Annotated in this window: 12 protein-coding genes and 2 rRNA genes (1 of these 14 cut by a window edge); 6 read left to right on the top strand and 8 right to left on the bottom strand. The window is 44.8% G+C overall.

Annotated elements, in window-relative coordinates; all coding sequences use genetic code 11:
* Window position 1: 1 nt before the first annotated feature.
* From MY523_RS05120 to MY523_RS05110, 3 genes are all read right to left on the bottom strand, one after another.
* Window positions 2-2,584 carry an FHA domain-containing protein gene (locus tag MY523_RS05120; protein WP_250657727.1) on the bottom strand — a complete coding sequence of 861 codons (2,583 nt, stop codon included), beginning with the start codon at window positions 2,582-2,584 and terminating at the stop codon, window positions 2-4.
* Window positions 2,585-2,630: 46 nt separating this feature from the next.
* Entirely contained in the window at window positions 2,631-4,046 is a 1,416-nt protein-coding gene (locus tag MY523_RS05115) for an efflux transporter outer membrane subunit (protein WP_250657726.1), read from the bottom strand.
* 347 nt (window positions 4,047-4,393) lie between these two features.
* The gene (locus MY523_RS05110; protein WP_250657725.1) at window positions 4,394-5,533 is read right to left on the bottom strand and encodes a pentapeptide repeat-containing protein; all 1,140 of its coding nucleotides are present in this window, start codon (window positions 5,531-5,533) and stop codon (window positions 4,394-4,396) included.
* 150 nt (window positions 5,534-5,683) lie between these two features.
* Between MY523_RS05110 and MY523_RS05105 the strand changes: the two genes are divergently transcribed.
* The 4 genes from MY523_RS05105 (at window position 5,684) to MY523_RS05090 (ending at window position 9,544) form a co-directional block, all read left to right on the top strand.
* Complete coding sequence (locus MY523_RS05105) at window positions 5,684-7,099, top strand: autotransporter outer membrane beta-barrel domain-containing protein (RefSeq protein ID WP_250657724.1); 1,416 nt, start codon at window positions 5,684-5,686, stop codon at window positions 7,097-7,099.
* 74 nt (window positions 7,100-7,173) lie between these two features.
* The gene (locus MY523_RS05100; protein ID WP_250657723.1) at window positions 7,174-8,106 is read left to right on the top strand and encodes a PP2C family protein-serine/threonine phosphatase; all 933 of its coding nucleotides are present in this window, start codon (window positions 7,174-7,176) and stop codon (window positions 8,104-8,106) included.
* A 35-nt stretch (window positions 8,107-8,141) separates the two neighbouring features.
* Window positions 8,142-9,251, top strand: coding sequence for an FHA domain-containing protein (locus MY523_RS05095; RefSeq protein ID WP_250657722.1), 1,110 nt, complete (start codon window positions 8,142-8,144; stop codon window positions 9,249-9,251).
* A gap of 125 nt (window positions 9,252-9,376) precedes the next feature.
* Window positions 9,377-9,544, top strand: a complete 168-nt coding sequence (locus MY523_RS05090) for a hypothetical protein (RefSeq protein WP_250657721.1) — start codon at window positions 9,377-9,379, stop codon at window positions 9,542-9,544.
* 106 nt (window positions 9,545-9,650) lie between these two features.
* Here the strand turns inward: MY523_RS05090 and phbB are convergent, their stop codons facing one another.
* Window positions 9,651-10,406, bottom strand: coding sequence for an acetoacetyl-CoA reductase (gene phbB / locus MY523_RS05085; RefSeq protein ID WP_250657720.1), 756 nt, complete (start codon window positions 10,404-10,406; stop codon window positions 9,651-9,653).
* 273 nt (window positions 10,407-10,679) lie between these two features.
* On the opposite strand from phbB, the gene MY523_RS05080 reads away from it, so the two are divergent.
* A complete protein-coding gene (locus MY523_RS05080) occupies window positions 10,680-10,973 on the top strand; it encodes a hypothetical protein (protein WP_250657719.1) in 294 nt (97 codons plus the stop codon).
* A 121-nt stretch (window positions 10,974-11,094) separates the two neighbouring features.
* The gene (locus tag MY523_RS05075) at window positions 11,095-13,908 is read left to right on the top strand and encodes an insulinase family protein (RefSeq protein ID WP_250657718.1); all 2,814 of its coding nucleotides are present in this window, start codon (window positions 11,095-11,097) and stop codon (window positions 13,906-13,908) included.
* On the opposite strand, the gene sbcB is transcribed toward MY523_RS05075, so the two are convergent.
* From sbcB to MY523_RS05055, 4 genes are all read right to left on the bottom strand, one after another.
* Window positions 13,905-15,347 carry an exodeoxyribonuclease I gene (sbcB, locus tag MY523_RS05070; RefSeq protein ID WP_250657717.1) on the bottom strand — a complete coding sequence of 481 codons (1,443 nt, stop codon included), beginning with the start codon at window positions 15,345-15,347 and terminating at the stop codon, window positions 13,905-13,907. The two genes, MY523_RS05075 and sbcB, sit on opposite strands and share 4 nt — an antisense overlap.
* A 164-nt stretch (window positions 15,348-15,511) precedes the next feature.
* Window positions 15,512-16,450: a hypothetical protein gene (locus MY523_RS05065; RefSeq protein WP_250657716.1), complete on the bottom strand. Its 939-nt coding sequence runs from the start codon at window positions 16,448-16,450 to the stop codon at window positions 15,512-15,514.
* A gap of 672 nt (window positions 16,451-17,122) precedes the next feature.
* Window positions 17,123-17,238 (bottom strand): 5S ribosomal RNA (rrf, locus tag MY523_RS05060).
* A gap of 199 nt (window positions 17,239-17,437) precedes the next feature.
* Window positions 17,438-18,472, bottom strand: a 23S ribosomal RNA gene (locus MY523_RS05055); it runs 1,858 nt beyond the window's last position.

The following is an 18,472-nucleotide window of genomic DNA, read 5'->3' as shown; positions in this document are numbered from 1 at the left end:
CTCACTCCCCCCCTTCTTGTGGAAGCTGGCTGACTTTCTCATCACGTATTTTTTGATCAAGTACTAAGTGCAGGTCATTAATCCACTTTCGCTGCCTTTTGGCTTCGCCTTTTACCTGGTCTTCAAACGCGGCCAAGGGCTGATCTTTGGGTATATCCATTGAGGCCAATAACGCAGCCCCTTTCGACACTTCGTTGTATGCATCAGAGAGCAGCTTGGCCTGAGTTCGGTAGGTCGAAGATATATCAGTTTCCAGCCTCAGTGCGCCCCATATTCCGCCGTTGTCCAGGTATCTGGCCCAGTTATCACGAGCCAGTTCATAGTGTTTGTCCGCCTGCTCAATGATCGTTGACTCAATTAACTTAAATTGACTCTCAAGTAGCGACCACAAATACACATCTTTTTGCTTCTCTAAAAGGGGGTAAATTTCAATAAGCTGGCTTTGTGTATAGTTGCCTCCCTCTCCCCCCATTCCCTTCCAGTGCGTCAAAATGTTCTGATAGCGCTCAATCAAGGTGCTAACCAGCTGCGTTTCGGATTTGTCATTGAGTGCCTGTAGCCTCTCGATCGCTTGACTCAGCTCTCCGTCCGCCCACAATTTGTCTGCTTGTCTAATTTGTTGAATAAACTCATCCGTTGGAATATTTACCAGTAACGACTGTACTTTCTGCTTAAACGGCGGGGTGTTAAAACCAAGGTGATCAGCCAACTCCTTTAACGCGATAGGATCACCTTTGTCAGCCGCCGCTTTAATCAAAAGGTAGCTGTTGAGGTCACTTCTCAGCTCTGCCACACCACCTAAGTCCGGGTATTTTTCAATAAAGCGATTAATTTCTGTTTTTAGTTTTTCTGCATCCGCAGCATCAAGATAGGTTGTGACTTTTTGGGTGAGGGCTCTGATGGGGCCGCTATATAGATCATGCTCTGAGCGTAACGCCCTTAGTTGGCTATAAAACAGAGTGTGACGTTTTTTAAACTGATCGACAGAAGCGGATACCCGATTCATAATTTGCCGATACTTGTCCGCATCGGCATCCCATGTTGATATGAGTGAACTAATCTGCTCTTCCGTCTCATACATATGAGTAAGTGGCTGACCATTCCTACTGAAAAAGAACCTCTCATAATCCCCCACTAATTGAAGTAACCGTAACGCCTGTACACCATAGCGATTGTGAGGGTTGTCTCTAATGGCTTGCTCAAGCCGCCTTTCAGAGTCGTCAAACCGGCCTTCGTCTAACAAGTGCTGCCATTCAGGAATGACTGACCTTAACAGGGCTTCGTATGCTAGAGGAATGACAAACTGATCTTCAGGATTGTCTTCAAGGTATTGGTTTGCGATGGTGGCAGCCTGCTGAAACTGCCCTTCGGCAATCAGCCGTTGAATATCCCGCTCAGCGGATTCTCGGGTTAGCAGAATCGTAATCAGCACCGCAGCACCTGAAATCACTAAAAGACCGATAACAAACTCTTTTTTGCTCTTCGAACGGGACGATTCTGCCCCTCCCGAACCATCCCCTTTTAACGCCGACGTTAACTCAAAGAAAAATATCGATAGGCGGCACCAAAATGTTGATTTTTCCCCGCCTGATGCTGGCTCAGCAGGATGACTTTCGGCTGCATTTTCAGCATCTTCCGACGGCTCATTCTGTTGGCCCTCTGCGCAAAAAATATCAAGAAATGGGCTCGCCTTATCCACTAGTATCGTGCCCGGTTCAACATCAAAGTCACTAAATTGTGATCTCGAAATATCACCTTGCGCGTCTTGATTGGCAATAGAACTTTGCTTCGATATCGAACCCGAAGTCGATGCAGATTCAGCATCATCTTTAGGCGCAATACCCTGATCTTCGTGCACTGAGGTTACATCTTTATCTTCGCTCTGCACTGCGGCTAAACTGGGGCTATCTGTAAGTTGTTTATCAGGCTGTACCAGCTTTACGTTAAACCTGAGTTGGCCATTGCCAAATGCAATGCTGTCCCCGCTAATTAATTCCACAGGCTCATCTTCAAGCTTTGTATCGCCCTTGAACGTTCCATTAGTACTATTGAGGTCTTCAAGGAAAATGCGCCCCTCTTTCAAAAACAGGTAGGCATGTCGTCTTGATATATATTTAAATACGGATGAAAACCGTGCCTTGTTGTCGTAAAACACACCTTCTGATTTGCTGACAAGAAATGGAAAGTCAGTCACCAATATAGGTTTTCCATCACGCTCATTTTCAGGTGTCAATACCACAGCGATATCATCATTCACCGCTTCATCAGGCTCGTTTGTTTGCCCTTCGATCTCAACCGTGAATGCCATTCCGGCAAACTCGACCCGATCTCCGTGTGCCAATGTTTGAGGTTCACCTGACACCGAATGGCCGTTGAGTTTAGTCCCATTCATGCTACCCAGATCAACAACATAAACCTTCCCATTCTCTTCGAAGATACGGGCGTGCTTTCTTGATAGCTTGGCGACAGACGCATCTCCGCAAGCACTAAACGGTGGCTCTTTCCGCCCGACTGCGAACAAATGATCCTGAATATGTATATCTTCTATATCCAGCTCACCAACAGGTTTTAAATATAAGTTCATTTTCTTTCACTCATTTGAGTATCAAGAAATGGTGGTTTGAAATTGGCTAGCGAATGTCAGTTTCGGACCAGCCCCCTCCTAACGCTTTATAAAGCTTCACGGTGTCAGCCAGAATTTGCTGATCAACATCTAATACACTCTGTTTTGCCGATAAAAGTGTTCTTTCAACTTCAAAAACCTCTAGCTGGGACACCAGCCCTTCTTTCAATTGTGTATTGGTATTTCGATTGACCACTTCCAGATTTTCGACCTGCAGTAACAAGCTATTGCGTTGCTCTTTTCGTGACGCAATATTAACCAGTGTGGTCTCGACCTCTTCAAAAGCCTTGATCACGGTTTGTCGGTATTGATCTTCCGCCAGCTTTACCTGAGCCTCGTTACTTCTGATATTGGCGCTGATAGATTTATCAAAAATCGGGATCGAAACTGAAGGAGCCAAGCCCAACGACCACTTATTCAATAGTTGACTTAGCGTATTACTCGAAACACCCCCATCGGCGGTTAAACTGAACTTGGGCAGTTTTTCCAGTTTCGCCTGCCCCAATAATTGATAAGCCGCCAGTACCCGGTATTCCTGAGCGATAATATCTGGTCGCCTTGATAGAAGCGTTGACGGCAAGCCAACCGGCACTGCGGGTATCACAATCTCGTTTTGAGTCACATCGGTAGGTACGTTAAACTCCCCTGATGGCACACCCAACAACGTGGCCAGTTGATTCTCTGCGACATCCCGCTGCCGTTTAAACTCCAACAACTCTTTATGCTTGCTAAACGCTTCGGCTTCTTGCTGTAATACTTTGGACTTCGACACTAACCCTTCAGCAATTTGAAATTGGTAGATGGCCAAGATTTTATCGTTCTGTTCAATGGATTTTTTCTGTTGCTCAATCTGTCTATCAAGCTTTCTAATCTCAAAGTACTTACTGGAAACATCGGCAACCAGCTTGAGGTAACCTGCCACCCAATCAGCTTCCGTGGCTCGGAACTCGGACTCTTTAGATTCGATACCTTTTTGCACACGCCCCCATACATCAAGCTCCCAGCTTGAGCTGAAACTCAGAGAGTAAGTGTCGCTGTCTCCTGTTGGGTCACGCTGAAACCGCTTACTTGCATCAGGTGAGAATTTAGGAAGCGCATTGGCACGCTCAACACCTGCCGCCGCTGCTGCAATTTCTATTCTTGTTGCGAGTAATTTCAAGTCATAGTCACCTGCTACCGCTTGATCAACAAGTTGGTTTAGGTATGCGTCCTCAAAGCCCGCCCACCAGTCTGGCCTGATAACATCCTGTGAGTCAGGAATACTTGCTTTCCACGCTTCTTTCTCAGGCACAGCCGGTTGAGTGTACTCAGGTTGATAGGGAGAGGCACAAGCAGCCAAAAGTGTAATGAGGCTCATTTGCCCTAGGCGAAAGATATGTCTGAGTGCTGACAACTCAGAGATGACTAAGTGCAGTGTTTTCATGAACAGCGACCTGGTTGTAATTTAGTAGCAACTGCTTTAACAAAGCAGGAATTGCATTAGCTTGAGCAAATGCAGTGCCACCAGATATTCACGTTCACCAAGTATTTTGAAATCGCCTGATTCCTATAGGCTATAGCCTAGTTGCAAAAGGAAGGATACACACAACTAACGATTAGACTATTTTCTTATTGCAGGAATTTTTTGAAAACTGTTACGTATAAACAAACAAAAACCCGGTAACTGTCAGCCATGCCCAACTATTTTTTGGCTTGCTCTGCCACAGATTTCTGACGAGCTAGATACTGATACTGCATTAGTTCCATCAATCGGTCGGCATCGGCAACCGGTTAGCTTCGCCTCGCCACTTTGTCAGCCAAAATTGAAATAAGTATGCCCAACATCAAGTAGCCAACGACCACTTCGATCATGACCACTGCTGCAGACAGCGGCGTTGTCGGCGTAATGTCGCCAAAACCCAGCGTAGTAAACGTTACAACACTGTAGTAGACCATCGTGAACAGGCTCCAAGGGAGTGTGGTTTGGTTAGCTATGTCAAACGCCGATTCGCCTAATGAATAAAATATGCAGCCAAATAATATTGCAAAACCAATTGACCAGCTGACTACACGGGTCATTGATCGCCCACAGTCTGTCAGCGCGAGCCAAAAGCCGTAATAGACTGGGTGGGCCTCGCGGAACTCTTCAATAAAGTCCTGATCTTGTGCGAATCGTCTAAAACGGCTACTGCCATAACATGTGGCTACACGTGATCCGCGATAAATTCCTTTTCGGTCATATTGAATGCCTTCCACCTGCGCATTATCCAGATTGGCTCCTTTCAGGTTTGCGCCCTTCAACGAAGCCTGGCTCAATGTGGTATAGCTTAAATTTGCATGATCTAACACAGAGTGAGTGAAGTCGGCATGCTGCAGGTTCGCATAACTTAGATCTGCCTTTGACAGCACCGCCATATTGAACGGGTTATGTTGAAGATCCAAATGTGAAAGGTTTGCTCTTACCAGATAACTTTTATTAAACAGGCAATCTGTAAGTTTTGCGCCAGAGAAGTCAGAAATATAGCAGTACGCCCCTGATAAATTTGCCCCGGTCAAATCCGAATCTTTGAATCTAGGCCCTCTTCGGGTTCTAACCAGCGCAGTATCCAGGTTGGGGGTTGCATCCGTCAGGTTAGCCCCTTTCAAATTAGCGCCGGTAAAGTCTGCCAACAGCAGGTCTGCTTTTGATAAATTAACCCCCGCCAAATCGGCTCCAGTGAACTTCGCGTGAACCAATCGAGCACCTGATAAATCAGCCCCCACTAACGACGCCCCTGAGAAATCGACGCCACTCAGTGTTTTACCCACTAGATTTGCACCATCGAGTGATGCACCCGACAAGTCGGCTCGACTACCATCGCGCTCTTCAGACTCAAGCCATCGCTGATGCCGGGAAAGGATCATTTCCAGTTCTTCATGCTTACCCATCATACTCACCCGATGTTTAGTCACTTAATTTACATCTTAGAAGGTGATCATTATTTAACCATTTTTCTTGCAAATAGTGAGTCTGTTAACTATATAAACTCTCATTAACGCATTCGTAAGTTATTTCTTAATAACACCCTAAGGGGAAATACGATGAACCTACAAACCGATTCGCAACCAACTGATCTAAAACGTAAAAATTCCCTCTATCACTGCTCGGCAATTGCTCTTTTGATAAGCCCAAATGTTTTGGCTACCAGTCTGGGCACTATAGATTTCGGCAACGAAGTTCAAAATTCAATGGCAGGTGCAATTGATGTTGTCTGTCCACAGTTAGGCGCTCTTAACAGTAACGGCCAGCTCAGCGGTAATGAACAACAACTTTTTTTTCGTTGCAGAGAGATGGTCAATACTTCAAATGAAATAACCGGGACACCAGGCACGGGTAATTCGCTAAGTTTAACTCAAGAAGAACTAGGCGACGCCATGGGGCAACTTGCGGATGAAGAGGTCGGTGCTCAAGGAGACTGGGCTACGCGTACGTCAAATGAACAGCTTTCCAATATTCAGACGCGATTTTCTGACATTCATGCAGGAGCCAGTGGAGTCAGCTTGAGTGGACTTCAACTCCAGTCTGGTGATGATGAATTTAGTTTTGCCGAGCTGAACAATGCGCCGACTGGGGGCAGCGCCGGTGATGCATTTGGCCCTTGGGGTGTGTTCATCAGTGGGGTCTACTCTACCGGGGAACGCGACGCAACCGGCAGGCAGACAGGCTTTGATATTGATAGTCTAGGCCTAACCGCTGGAATCGACTATCGATTTACTAACACCTTGGTGGGCGGTGTTGCGCTTGGTTATACAGACGCAGAGGCTGACTTCGACAACAATGGTGGCTCTCAGGATGTAGACGGATACAACTTCACGCTATACGGAACCTACTATATCAACAATCTGTATATCGATAGCTCACTCGGCTATGGCATTTATGATTACGATTCCAAGCGCTCCATCGTATACAGTTCAAATAACCCTGCTGTTGCAAGTGTCAATTCAACCGCTAGCGGCAGCACAGATGGAGACCAGATAAATTTTTATGTGGGTTCAGGGTACACCATCAATCAAGGGTCAATGGACTATACTCCCTATGCCCAGCTGCGCTACCTCGACGTGGAAGTAGACGGATATTCGGAAACCGGCGGTGCCAGCCCAGAGCTTAACATGGCTGTGTCTGACCAGTCAGTTGACTCATTGCAAACGGTCATCGGAGGCAAAGCAGCCTATAACTCCAGCACCAGCTGGGGAGTGTTTATTCCTTACGCCAGAGCAGACTGGCACCATGAGTTTAAGAATGATTCCAGAGCGCTATCATTTCAATATGTATTCGACCCGCTTAATACGACCTATACACTCAATACAGACGAACCTGATGAAGATTTTTTCACTGTTGGTTTAGGTTTCACAACAGTATACAGGGATGGTCAGGCTTATTTTGATGTTGAAACCCCTGTCGGTTTAGACAACGTAGACAATACTATCTTTACCTTTGGAGCCAGGTTGACGTTTTAACATATTTAGAAGCAGCGCCGTTGCAACAGTTTACCAACCCCACTTTGCTTCATGGCGTACTTGAGGCACACCATATGTCCAGATTCAGTTTTGGTGGTGGGACGAATGTTGGTAAGAAAAGGAAACAGAACGAAGATAACTATAAGTCAGCCCCAGAAATAGGGCTATGGGTTGTCGCTGATGGGATGGGTGGCGCCAAAGGAGGCGAAGTCGCAAGCCGTATTGCAGTACAGGAAGTTGTATCCAGCATTAAACGTAACCGGCCTTTAACCGAATCAATATTAGCCGCTCACAAATCGATTATTAAGGCTGCAGAAAACAATCAAGAGCTTACTGGAATGGGCTCAACAATCGTTGCGCTCAAGTGTAACGATCAATCGAGTTATGAAGTCGCCTGGGTAGGCGACAGCCGAGCCTACATTTGGGATAAATCACTCACTCGCCTAACTCAAGATCACTCCTATGTACAGCAGCTCGTGAATAACGGAGAGCTCTCTGCTGATGCGTCGTGGGGGCACCCCAAGTCGAATGTCATTGTGCAGGCATTGGGCATGGTCAACAAAGAGATTAAGGTTGATGTCCGTACCGGTCAATGGCGTCAAGGGCAAAAAATCCTGCTGTGCAGCGATGGGCTGCATGGTGAGTTAAAGGACAGTGAAATTGATAATATTGTTAGCCGAAGCCTACCCGCCCAAGACATCGCAGACTTGCTAATTGACGCAGCATTGAGTCATGGAGGAAGAGACAACATTAGCGTATTGCTCATTTCGTACTTAGGCACTCAAACAGCACAGAACCCTACCGATGATCAAACAATACCTCACGATCACGCTCCCCTCCATGACAACACCTCCAGCCAGACGGCTTTCGCAATAAATAAACGATCACAAAAAGGGGGCGATAGAACAGGTAAATCTGAAGGAAAAAAGATAGTTCGAAACATTGTGCTTTTCGCTTCGCTGTTGTTGCTATTAGTCTGCTTGTTTGTACTTTTATCGACGACATAAGAAGCGTTTAAATAGCTATCCGATAAGGTATCAATATGTTGTTATTACAGTTTCTCAACATAGACAAGCCTCCAGCCAAAATAACCGGAGGCACCCTTTCACTGGGCCATGATAAAAGCAATGATATCGTCATTGACGAACCCGGCGTGTCCGACTTTCATGCTGAACTCTCGATAGAAGAAAACCGCATAACGCTCTCAGATTTACTTAGCAAGAACGGTACTTACGTTAACGGCAGCCGTATTTCAAGGAATAAAGAACTACAGCCGTGGGATCGGATAAAGCTTGCATCTGTTGAAATTGAGATATCAGAGCCAGAAAAGTACCGTCCGGGCGACTGGGCTTTAAAAAAGGAGTCTGATCTCTTAAACAGTCAGCACGTTCCTCTTCAAGAAGAAACCACTGTTGGACGAAGCCCGGATTGCGACCTGGTTATTCTTGATGGGCTATTGTCGAGAAAGCATGCAGTGTTGACCATTGAAGGTGACCAGCTGAGAGTTTTGGATTTAGACTCGGCCAACGGCACCTTCATTAATCAGCAAAAGGTAAAGTCTGCTCTCGCCAGGCCTGGCGACGAGATCATGTTTGATAAAATCTCATTTGAATTACTCGGGCCATCGTCAGCAGAGCTCACTGTTGAACCTGAGGAAAGCACGGTATTCAGAGATGACGAGCAAGATATAACCCAACTTCACAGCACGACTCATTCGGAGTTCTCGCAAATCCCCCCCACTTCGGAACCTAACATTGAAGGCAACGATGAGACTATTCTAGATGATAACACGTCATTGCTAGAACCTTCAGATATTGACCAGACACAGCTATTTGAAACCGATGACAATTCACTGGCTGAGCAGACCGTGCTAATGGCAGCGCCCAGTGACAGTAACAAAGGCAACCAAGAAGACAAAGAAGACAAAGACGACAAAGGCGACAAAGGCGACAAAGGCGACAAAGGCGACAAAGGCGACAAAGGCGACGTAGACAAGACGGTACTCTACTCCCAACCTGAAGAAACATCAGAGTACACCATAAAAGGATCTACCGAAGAACACGCCCATAACCTGCCCCCTTGGGCCTGGCTAACGATAGGTTTTTTATCATCACTATTGTTAGGCATACTGGCCTACTCATTTCTTAAATAACAATACCGCGAGAATTGACTATACTTAAAGTGGTGATTGGCTGACTTATTATGTCGTCAGTTGGAGCCATGCAGGATCGCTGTTGCCAGCTTACTGAAGGGTACAATTGCTGCGAGGAGGGACGTATGTCAACCTTAACGATTCACGATTTAAATGTGAGCAAAGAGCTCGATGATCAAGCATTGAAAAAAATTATGGGTGGGGTAAGAAACCGAGAAACAACACCTATTCTCTTACGCAAAGGGTTTGAAAAGGAAAAACAGGCATTCCTTGATCTAATCAGGCAAAACTGACACAAAGGAATTTATCCAAATGAATTCTGCTGCAGTGGTTCAGGGCAGTGGCTTAAAGTAGATAAGGAACTCCTTTTATAGAGTTCCTTATTTGTCAGCAGCAGGGCTAAAACATGTGTTGGCCGCCATTAGCCGAAATATTTGACCCTGTAATAAAACCAGCATCTTCATCCGCTAGAAACGAAACAACTCGGGCAATTTCTTCTGGTTGACCAAATCGACCGATAGGAATCTGCGCCTCAATTTTATCTCTTATGCTCTCCTCAATCGCCATGATCATGCTTGTCGCAATATATCCAGGCGATATAGTGTTAACCGTAATCCCTTTCCTGGCAACTTCCTGAGCCAACGCTTTAGTAAAACCATGCATTCCGGCCTTGGCCGCAGAGTAGTTAACCTGACCAAACTGCCCTTTTTGCGCGTTTATTGACGAGATGTTGATCACACGGCCATACTGTCTTGCAATCATCCCATCAAGAAATTGCTTAGTGATATTAAACACACTATTCAGGTTGGTTTGAAGCACTGAGTCCCACTGTCCTACGGCCATCTTTTTCATCACGGAATCTCGGGTAATCCCGGCATTATTGACGACAACATCAACATCCCCAATACGCTTGGCAATGTCTGCTGCAGCCAGTTCGCAAGAGTTAAAATCTGCCACATTCACACAAACCAACTCGACATCGTACCCTAGTTCTATTTGTTCAGACCGCCACTGCTCTGCCTGATCTTTCTTTTCTGCCCTGCTGTACGTTGCGATTACTTTCATACCATCAGCTGCCAACCGCTGACATATGGCAGTTCCAATGCCACCTGTGCCACCTGTTACCAATGCGATTTTTTTATCCTTATTGTCCATAGCCATAACCTCTGTTTTCGTCCAGTTTGATTGATTTAGTGAGAACTTATTGGCACCACATTATCCTTTCCCTCTATGGTTTTTATAGCAATATGGGTAAGGCCTTATGCTGACTCATATCAATAAAAATCGCTGTTTATTTTTCATTCAGAATGAGTATTCCAGCCCCCTTTATAAGGCGTTAAAATTATTACTAATCTTTCACTAAACTATCCGTGAAAATTTACCTGGCAGTTGCCATAATAAGCTTTTATCCATCATTAGGATTTACTCATGGCATCCAAGCAAGATCAGCGCTACATCCAAATCGCCAAAGCCTGTTTGAGAGCATTAAATCAAGCAGCAAATAACCCTGCCGAAAAAGAGAAGAGTATTCAGGATGTTTATGACGCCATTGACACTGCGTTTAATAAACAAACTGCCGTTATTCAAAGAGAACTTCAGACTGCTAATCAGGCACTGGAGCAGATTAGGGACAATACAATTAATCTGAATGATGCACAGCGAATTGCGGCGGAAACACTAGAATCGCTGACGGCAGTTATTCCGGGAAAGGGTCTGCACTAAAACGCCAGTAACAAAGCCCTCTCTTTTTCGTCAATAAAACGTGAGATGACGTATGTGTATTAGGAAAAGAATCAGTTTCTTTATTAGCTTTATAATTTTTGCTTTCGCTTATCAAAGTGCGATGGCGAGTCAAATAGTTCAAAGCCCCAATGATGACAGAGCTTACAAAGCGATCACGCTTCCCAATGAACTTGAAGTGTTACTGATTTCTGACAAAAGCACAGACAAGGCAGCGGCTGCATTAGACGTTAAAGTCGGCAGTGGTTCTGATCCAGAAAACTATGAAGGGCTGGCACACTTTCTAGAACATATGTTGTTTCTTGGAACAAAAAAATATCCACATGCAGGAAGTTATCAAGCCTATATTAATAGGCATGGTGGAAGTCACAATGCCTATACATCATTCGATAACACTAACTATTTCTTTAATATCAATGCGGACTCGCTGGAACCGGCACTTGATCGCTTCTCTCAACAATTTGTAGCCCCTACATTTACGCCAAAATACGTTAATCGTGAAATTAACGCCGTCCACTCTGAGTACTCTGCAAAACTGAAAGATGATTCACGCATCTACTTTTCAGCGCTAAAAGCAACCCTCAACCCTGAACACCCATATCACAACTTTTCAGTCGGTAACCTTACAACATTATCTACGCGTAATAACAAAGATATTCGAGATGTTCTCATTGAATTTTATGATAGCCATTATTCAGCAAACCAAATGAAGCTTGTGGTTCTCGGCAAGGAACCTATCTCACAGCTAGAAGCATGGGTATCAGAAAAGTTTTCTCAAATACCCAATAAGAATACGAGTGCCCCCAAATTTGATATGCCGATGTTCAAAGAGGGTTCGCTTCCTTCTTTGCTGCAAGTATCGCCCATCATGGACAAACGAACGCTATCTTTGACCTTTCCTATTCCTTCAACCAAAAAAGACTATCGAAGTAAGCCTGCTTATGTTCTTTCTAACCTGATAGGCCACGAAGGTAAAGGGAGCCTGTTTGCATCGCTTAAACAGCAAGGTCTGGTGGAAAGCCTGTCGGCTGGAACCGGTGTAGATACCGGCTCAGAAGCGACCTTTAACATTACTTATCGCTTGACGACAAAAGGGTTAAACGAATGGAAAAAAATTGTCGCAGAGACCTTTAGCTATATCGAATTGATTAACCAACAAGGCATTGATAAACGCTATTTCGACGAGCAGAAAAAAATGTTGTCGCTGGCATTTGAGTTCAAGGAAAAAAGCGAGCCTATGCACTATGTTAGCAGCCTGGCATCAACGTTACAGCAGGTCGAAACCGCTGATGTTCTGCAAGCAAGTTATCTGATGGATTCTTTCGACCCTGACGGTTACAAAAAAATACTAGAACGACTAAATCAAGACAATGTTCAAATTTCCTTAATGGCAAAATCAGTTGAGACCGACAAAAAAACCAAGTGGTATAACGCCCCCTACTCTTACCGTCAGATCTCGCCCGAATTAAAAGCCGCATTTGCTCCAGCAACAAAACCTTATCTCCAGCTACCTGGTAAAAACCAGTTCATCCCAGAGAATATTGAAATTCTCAAAGAAACCGCGATGCCCTCACCGGAACTGCTTGAAGAGTCAGACGGATTCTCCCTTTGGCACTACTATGACACAAGCTTTGGCACACCAAAGGCCAATATCTATGTTAACTTACGTTCCCCAGTTGCCAATAACACAGCCAAACATGCCGTACTCACCTCACTCTTTGCCTCAATGATTAAAGACGAGCTGAATGAATACTCATACCCAGCCTACCTCGCAGGACTAAGCTACGATTTATACAGCCATATTAGGGGTATATCGATAAAAATCGGAGGCTATAGTGAAAAACAACCCCTTCTTTTAGAAAAGATATTAAGGACTGTAAAAACCTTAAGCCTTAAGCAAGACAGATTTGATATTTATAAAGAAAAAATGGTTAGATCCTTGGAGAACGCAGCCAGGCAAAAGCCCTACCAGCAAACCACAACCGAAATAAGAAAACATTTACTCAAGCCCCAGTGGACTGAGAAAGAAAAACTTCAAGCTATCAGTAGCATATCTCTAAATGAGCTGGATAGTTTTAAAGATAAACTTGTTAGTGAGCTTGAAGTAGTCACCTTATCTTCCGGCAACATAAGCAGAGCAGGCTCCCTTAACATAGCCAACATTATCCAGTCTTGGCTGCTCGGTAGCGAGACAAATAAAGTTAACGTGAGTCGAGGCAAAGTAGCTCGTTTACCTGATAACAAGTCATATAGCGTGGAGCTCGACATAGACCATCCAGACACAGGCTACACCCTTTATATTCAAGGAAAAGATAAATCCTATCAGGAGCAGGCTCGCTTTTTACTCCTTTCCCAAATTCTATCTTCACCTTATTACGAAAGGATTCGTACAGAGAACCAATTAGGCTATATTGTTTTCGCTACCAATTATAGTTTTCTGGAAGTACCGGCAATCGGTTTTATTGTCCAGTCCCCTGTTGCGACAGCGAGTCAATTGGAAGAAGAGACACAGCAATTCTTAAATGAATACACGATGCAGTTAGAAACGATCTCCCAGAAAGAGTTTGACCAGCATAAAGCCGCCCTCTTGTCGCGTTTGTTTGAGAAGGACAATACATTGGGAGAAAAGAGCGATCGACTCTGGCGGGAAATTGACCGGGAAAATTATTCGTTTGATACAAGGAAAAAGCTTTCAAAGGAGATTAACAGACTATCTCCCAAGAACTTCACTGCTTTTTATAAGGCTCTTGTAACCTCGCAGGGGAAAAAGCTGCTTGCCTACAATACAGGAAAAAACATTAAGGCAGGCGCTGATAAAAATGAACAAAATACGCTGAGCGCATATGAGGAGTTAAAAACCCCAGCTTTGTTATGGTCCTTCAAAAAGCCGTTTGCCCAAAGCGCCCACACAAATTAGAGATACGGGATAATTGATTCACCATAATATTTTAGATCTTCAATGATAGATAACTTCTCAGCCGAAGTGTTGGCATCCTGTGCCAACACTTCTAACCGATCAAAATACTCCTGAAAACAGATTGAACTAAGTTTATTGTCGGTCAGGCGCTGGTAACGAAATCGCTCCCACTGCTCCTGCTCGTCACTCGTTAAGGTTTCACGGAAGTTCCTAGCTTTGTACCTGAATAGCATTTCGGGTAGCCTTGCGTCTTCAAAGTGAAAATCATCTTCTGCCAGTTCAATCACAGACGCTTGCCTAACTCTCTCCATCGTAGTTTTGTCATTCGACGAAAAAAATCCTCCACTGTATATCATTAAATCAGGGTCAGAGCTTTCATCAAATTCTGACTGAGAAAAAACCTCGCAGAGCTTATCTTTTAGTCCATTAATAGCCCTAAGTTTACTTAGGTTTTCCCGTAACACATCACCATTCAGTTTCAGCCTCTCCAGCTTTTCTGAGTCCAGAGACTTAAGCATTGTTGCCGGCGCCACAACAGGGCATTTATTAATATGAATGGTTTTTAAAGGAATCCGCTCGACGCCTTCAGGTAAGTCTGAGGCTTTAGTGAATATTCTATCTCTAATATCCTGAGCACTTAAGTGATTTAGCTCAGTAGGGTCACACCGCAGGTCATAAACAATGATACCGTTACTATTTGTAGGGTGAGGTGCAACAGGCGCAACTAAGGCGCAACACCCAATGGATGCAGGAAAACGTGATGAAACGTGGAAAACCGGCTTCATAGAACTCACATCAAGCAATGAAGAAACTTGCTGCTTAACTCGATGAGTATAAACATAGTCGTATAGCTTTGGCTGCTTATCTTTAATTAGCTTGGCAATGGCAATAGTTGCATAAACGTCTGACATCGCATCATGGGCTGCTTCATGCTCAATGCCATTGGCTAGAGTAAGCTCTTCCAACCTAAAACTAGGAGTACCATCTTCTTTTAACGGCCAATTAATTCCTTCCGGCCTTAAAGCGTAGGCAAGCCTTACCATGTCAATAATATCCCAACGAGAGTTTCCATTTTGCCACTCCCTCGCGTAAGGATCGAAAAAGTTTCGATAAAGCGTATTTCTGGTTACTTCGTCATCAAAGCGAATGCTGTTATAACCTGCGACACAAGTCCCTGGGACAGACATCTCTTGATGAATCCGACTAATAAACTCTACCTCGTTAACACCATATTCATTGGCCACCTGCGGGGTAATCCCGGTAATTAAGCAGGCCTCTGGCACAGGTAGCATGTCATCTGAGGGCTTGCAATAAAGTGTTATCGGGTCACCAATAATATTTAGGTCATTATCGGTTCTAATACCTGCAAACTGACACGGCCTATCCCTCTGTGGGTCAGCACCAAACGTTTCATAGTCATGCCATAATATTGATTGCACGATATCAAGTCCCCAAAATATTAATTCAATTAAAAACAAGCAGATATTACAGTAGGTCGGGGCCAATTTACAGAACGGATGGTTTAATGTCTTATAATGACAAAAGCCTCGGCAATGCCGAGGCTTCATCATTCACGTTCAAATATTTTATTAACAAGGACGATCTAGAAAAGACCTGTACCGCGATCTATGTATTCCGTTCTCACTCTTTCTGTCCCATATGTACCACCATTGGCTGTAATAGTCGCAGCATCAATGACCATAGAGGTAGGCAAGTTAATAAACGCGCCGGCCTCAGCGGTAATACTTCCAGCAGACGTAGACCAGGCTACATTTTCTTTTTGAATTGCTATGAAAAAATCTTTTGTCATATCGGTACTGCCATCCACTGCATTGCGCTCACCAATATCCAAGGTTTTAAACTGGGACATATCGTAGCAATAGGTCGCAACGGTACAACCCGCCCCTGTATTGCCACTTGCATTAGCATCAATACCGATGTGGGTAGACCGGGTATTGTCAGCAAGTCCGTTTTGATCCAACAAGGACGCCTGATGAGTCGTCCCCGAGTTATCAATAACTTCCATTCCCACATTTCCGGATAGGCTTTCGAAATCCCCCGACAGCTGCCCTCTTGCTTCGTTAAAGCCGACTCGAAAGCCTACAAGCTCACCTGCTGAATTTTCGGTTATTTCAAAATAAGGGTCATTGGCTACAAAAGGGACAATATCCCCAACAGCATAGGTCTTACCATCTAATTGCACCTTAGATGCATCAGTTGAAATGCTTCCGTATGACATATTGCCAACATTGACATCCGATGTAAGCGTATCAGCAGTACTGTAGTTACCTAGCTCAAAATCATTAATATTGACCTGAAACTCAGTATTCAACCCCATAGTAAACCTTGTGGTTGACGGGTCTGCCGCCGTTGCACCTTCTGTAGAGTCAAATGCAATCATTGCCTGACCAACATGCTCGCTAAGCTCAACATCTCCCATAGGCTTCAGCTCTGCATTTGCTGCAGACGAAAAAGCACCCATGGCGGCAATCGCCATGCAGGCTAAGGGAGATAGCTTACTAAAGTTAGCTACCTTGCTCATTTTGTGTCTCTGAAATTGATAAGTGTTCGGCTTTATTTTTAGCTCTTTTACTTATTTTTATTCTTGCTTTTTTATACTTACGCTTGCTTTTTTATTTTTGTGTTTCTTATTGTTGTTTTAGTAATAATTTGTAACTCGAAGCAACTATACAATGAACAGGTGTTGGCTAATGTGATTGCTATCACACAGAAGAAGTAATAAGGCATTCTTATCGGGAAATGAGAACCGTTAACTCTTTCTTATATTTCAATAAGTTAGAGCTTTTATTTTATACTTTTGTACCACTACTATAAGAGCACATTTGTGCAGGTTTTAGAATCTCACTGGGTGCTTTGCTTTTACTGAGCTTCGTAACAGTCTATTGGTGCATCAACATGCATTAGTTGAGAGTAGCGTTAATGAGGGTTACCCTGATTTCGCTTTTCAGCGTCGAGCTACAGGTGTTATTGCTATTTTTGCAGTCGACCAGCCCAACCCTGCTGATATTTCTATCTATTATTGGCAAAAGCTAACTGAGCCCATTTAAACTCATTATTAACCACTGCCCCTGATTCCGCTTCTTTGCTGCATCAAGGCTGCGATCCGCTCTTTTGACTTGCACCCGGAGTTTCGCTTTCATCCAGGCAATAAAAAACCCCAGCAAGTTGCCCTGCTGGGGTTTCGTATTTAGATGCCTGACGATGACCTACTCTCACATGGGGAGACCCCACACTACCATCGGCGCTGAACCGTTTCACGACTGAGTTCGGGATGGGATCAGGTGGTTCCAGTTCGCTATTGTCATCAGGCAAAACCTTGGTCGGCTGATTGTTTAGCTATAAGTTTCAGGCTTATATCGTTTCAATCAACCCACATCAATTCTGCGATGTCTTTAACATTCAGTAAGCAATTAAGTCTTCTAACATTTCGGATCATAATCACATTATCCGGTAATACTGTTTGTTTTTAGTCTCTCTATTGAGAGACTCAAAACTATTTGGGCGTTATATAGTCAAGCCTCACGGGCAATTAGTACTGGTTAGCTCAACGCCTCACAACGCTTACACACCCAGCCTATCAACCTCATAGTCTTTAAGGGCCCTTTAGGGAGCTCGAAGCTCCAGGGAAATCTTATCTTGAAGGGGGCTTCCCGCTTAGATGCTTTCAGCGGTTATCCTGTCCGAACATAGCTACCGGGCAATGCTACTGGCGTAACAACCCGAACACCAGAGGTTCGTTCACTCCGGTCCTCTCGTACTAGGAGCAACTCTTCTCAAATTTCCAACGTCCACGGCAGATAGGGACCGAACTGTCTCACGACGTTCTAAACCCAGCTCGCGTACCACTTTAAATGGCGAACAGCCATACCCTTGGGACCGGCTTCAGCCCCAGGATGTGATGAGCCGACATCGAGGTGCCAAACACCGCCGTCGATGTGAACTCTTGGGCGGTATCAGCCTGTTATCCCCGGAGTACCTTTTATCCGTTGAGCGATGGCCCTTCCATACAGAACCACCGGATCACTATGACCTACTTTCGTACCTGCTCGACGTGTCTGTCTCGCAGTTAAGCGCGCTTATGCCATTACACTAACCGCATGATGTCCGACCATGCTTAGCGCACCTTCGTGCTCCTCCGTTACTCTTTGGGAGGAGACCGCCCCAGTCAAACTACCCACCACACAGTGTCCTCGATCCGGATTACGGATCTGAGTTAGAACCTCAAACATACCAGGGTGGTATTTCAAGGATGGCTCCACCCGAACTAGCGTCCGGGTTTCAAAGCCTCCCACCTATCCTACACAAGTAGGCTCAAAGTTCACTGTGAAGCTATAGTAAAGGTTCACGGGGTCTTTCCGTCTAGCCGCGGATACACTGCATCTTAACAGCGATTTCAATTTCACTGAGTCTCGGGTGGAGACAGCATGGCCATCGTTACACCATTCGTGCAGGTCGGAACTTACCCGACAAGGAATTTCGCTACCTTAGGACCGTTATAGTTACGGCCGCCGTTTACCGGGGCTTCGATCAAGAGCTTCGCCTA

The sequence above is a fragment of the Alkalimarinus coralli genome (assembly GCF_023650515.1).
Taxonomy (GTDB): Bacteria; Pseudomonadota; Gammaproteobacteria; order Pseudomonadales; family Oleiphilaceae; genus Alkalimarinus; species Alkalimarinus coralli.
This window is presented reverse-complemented; position numbering and strand designations above follow the sequence as displayed.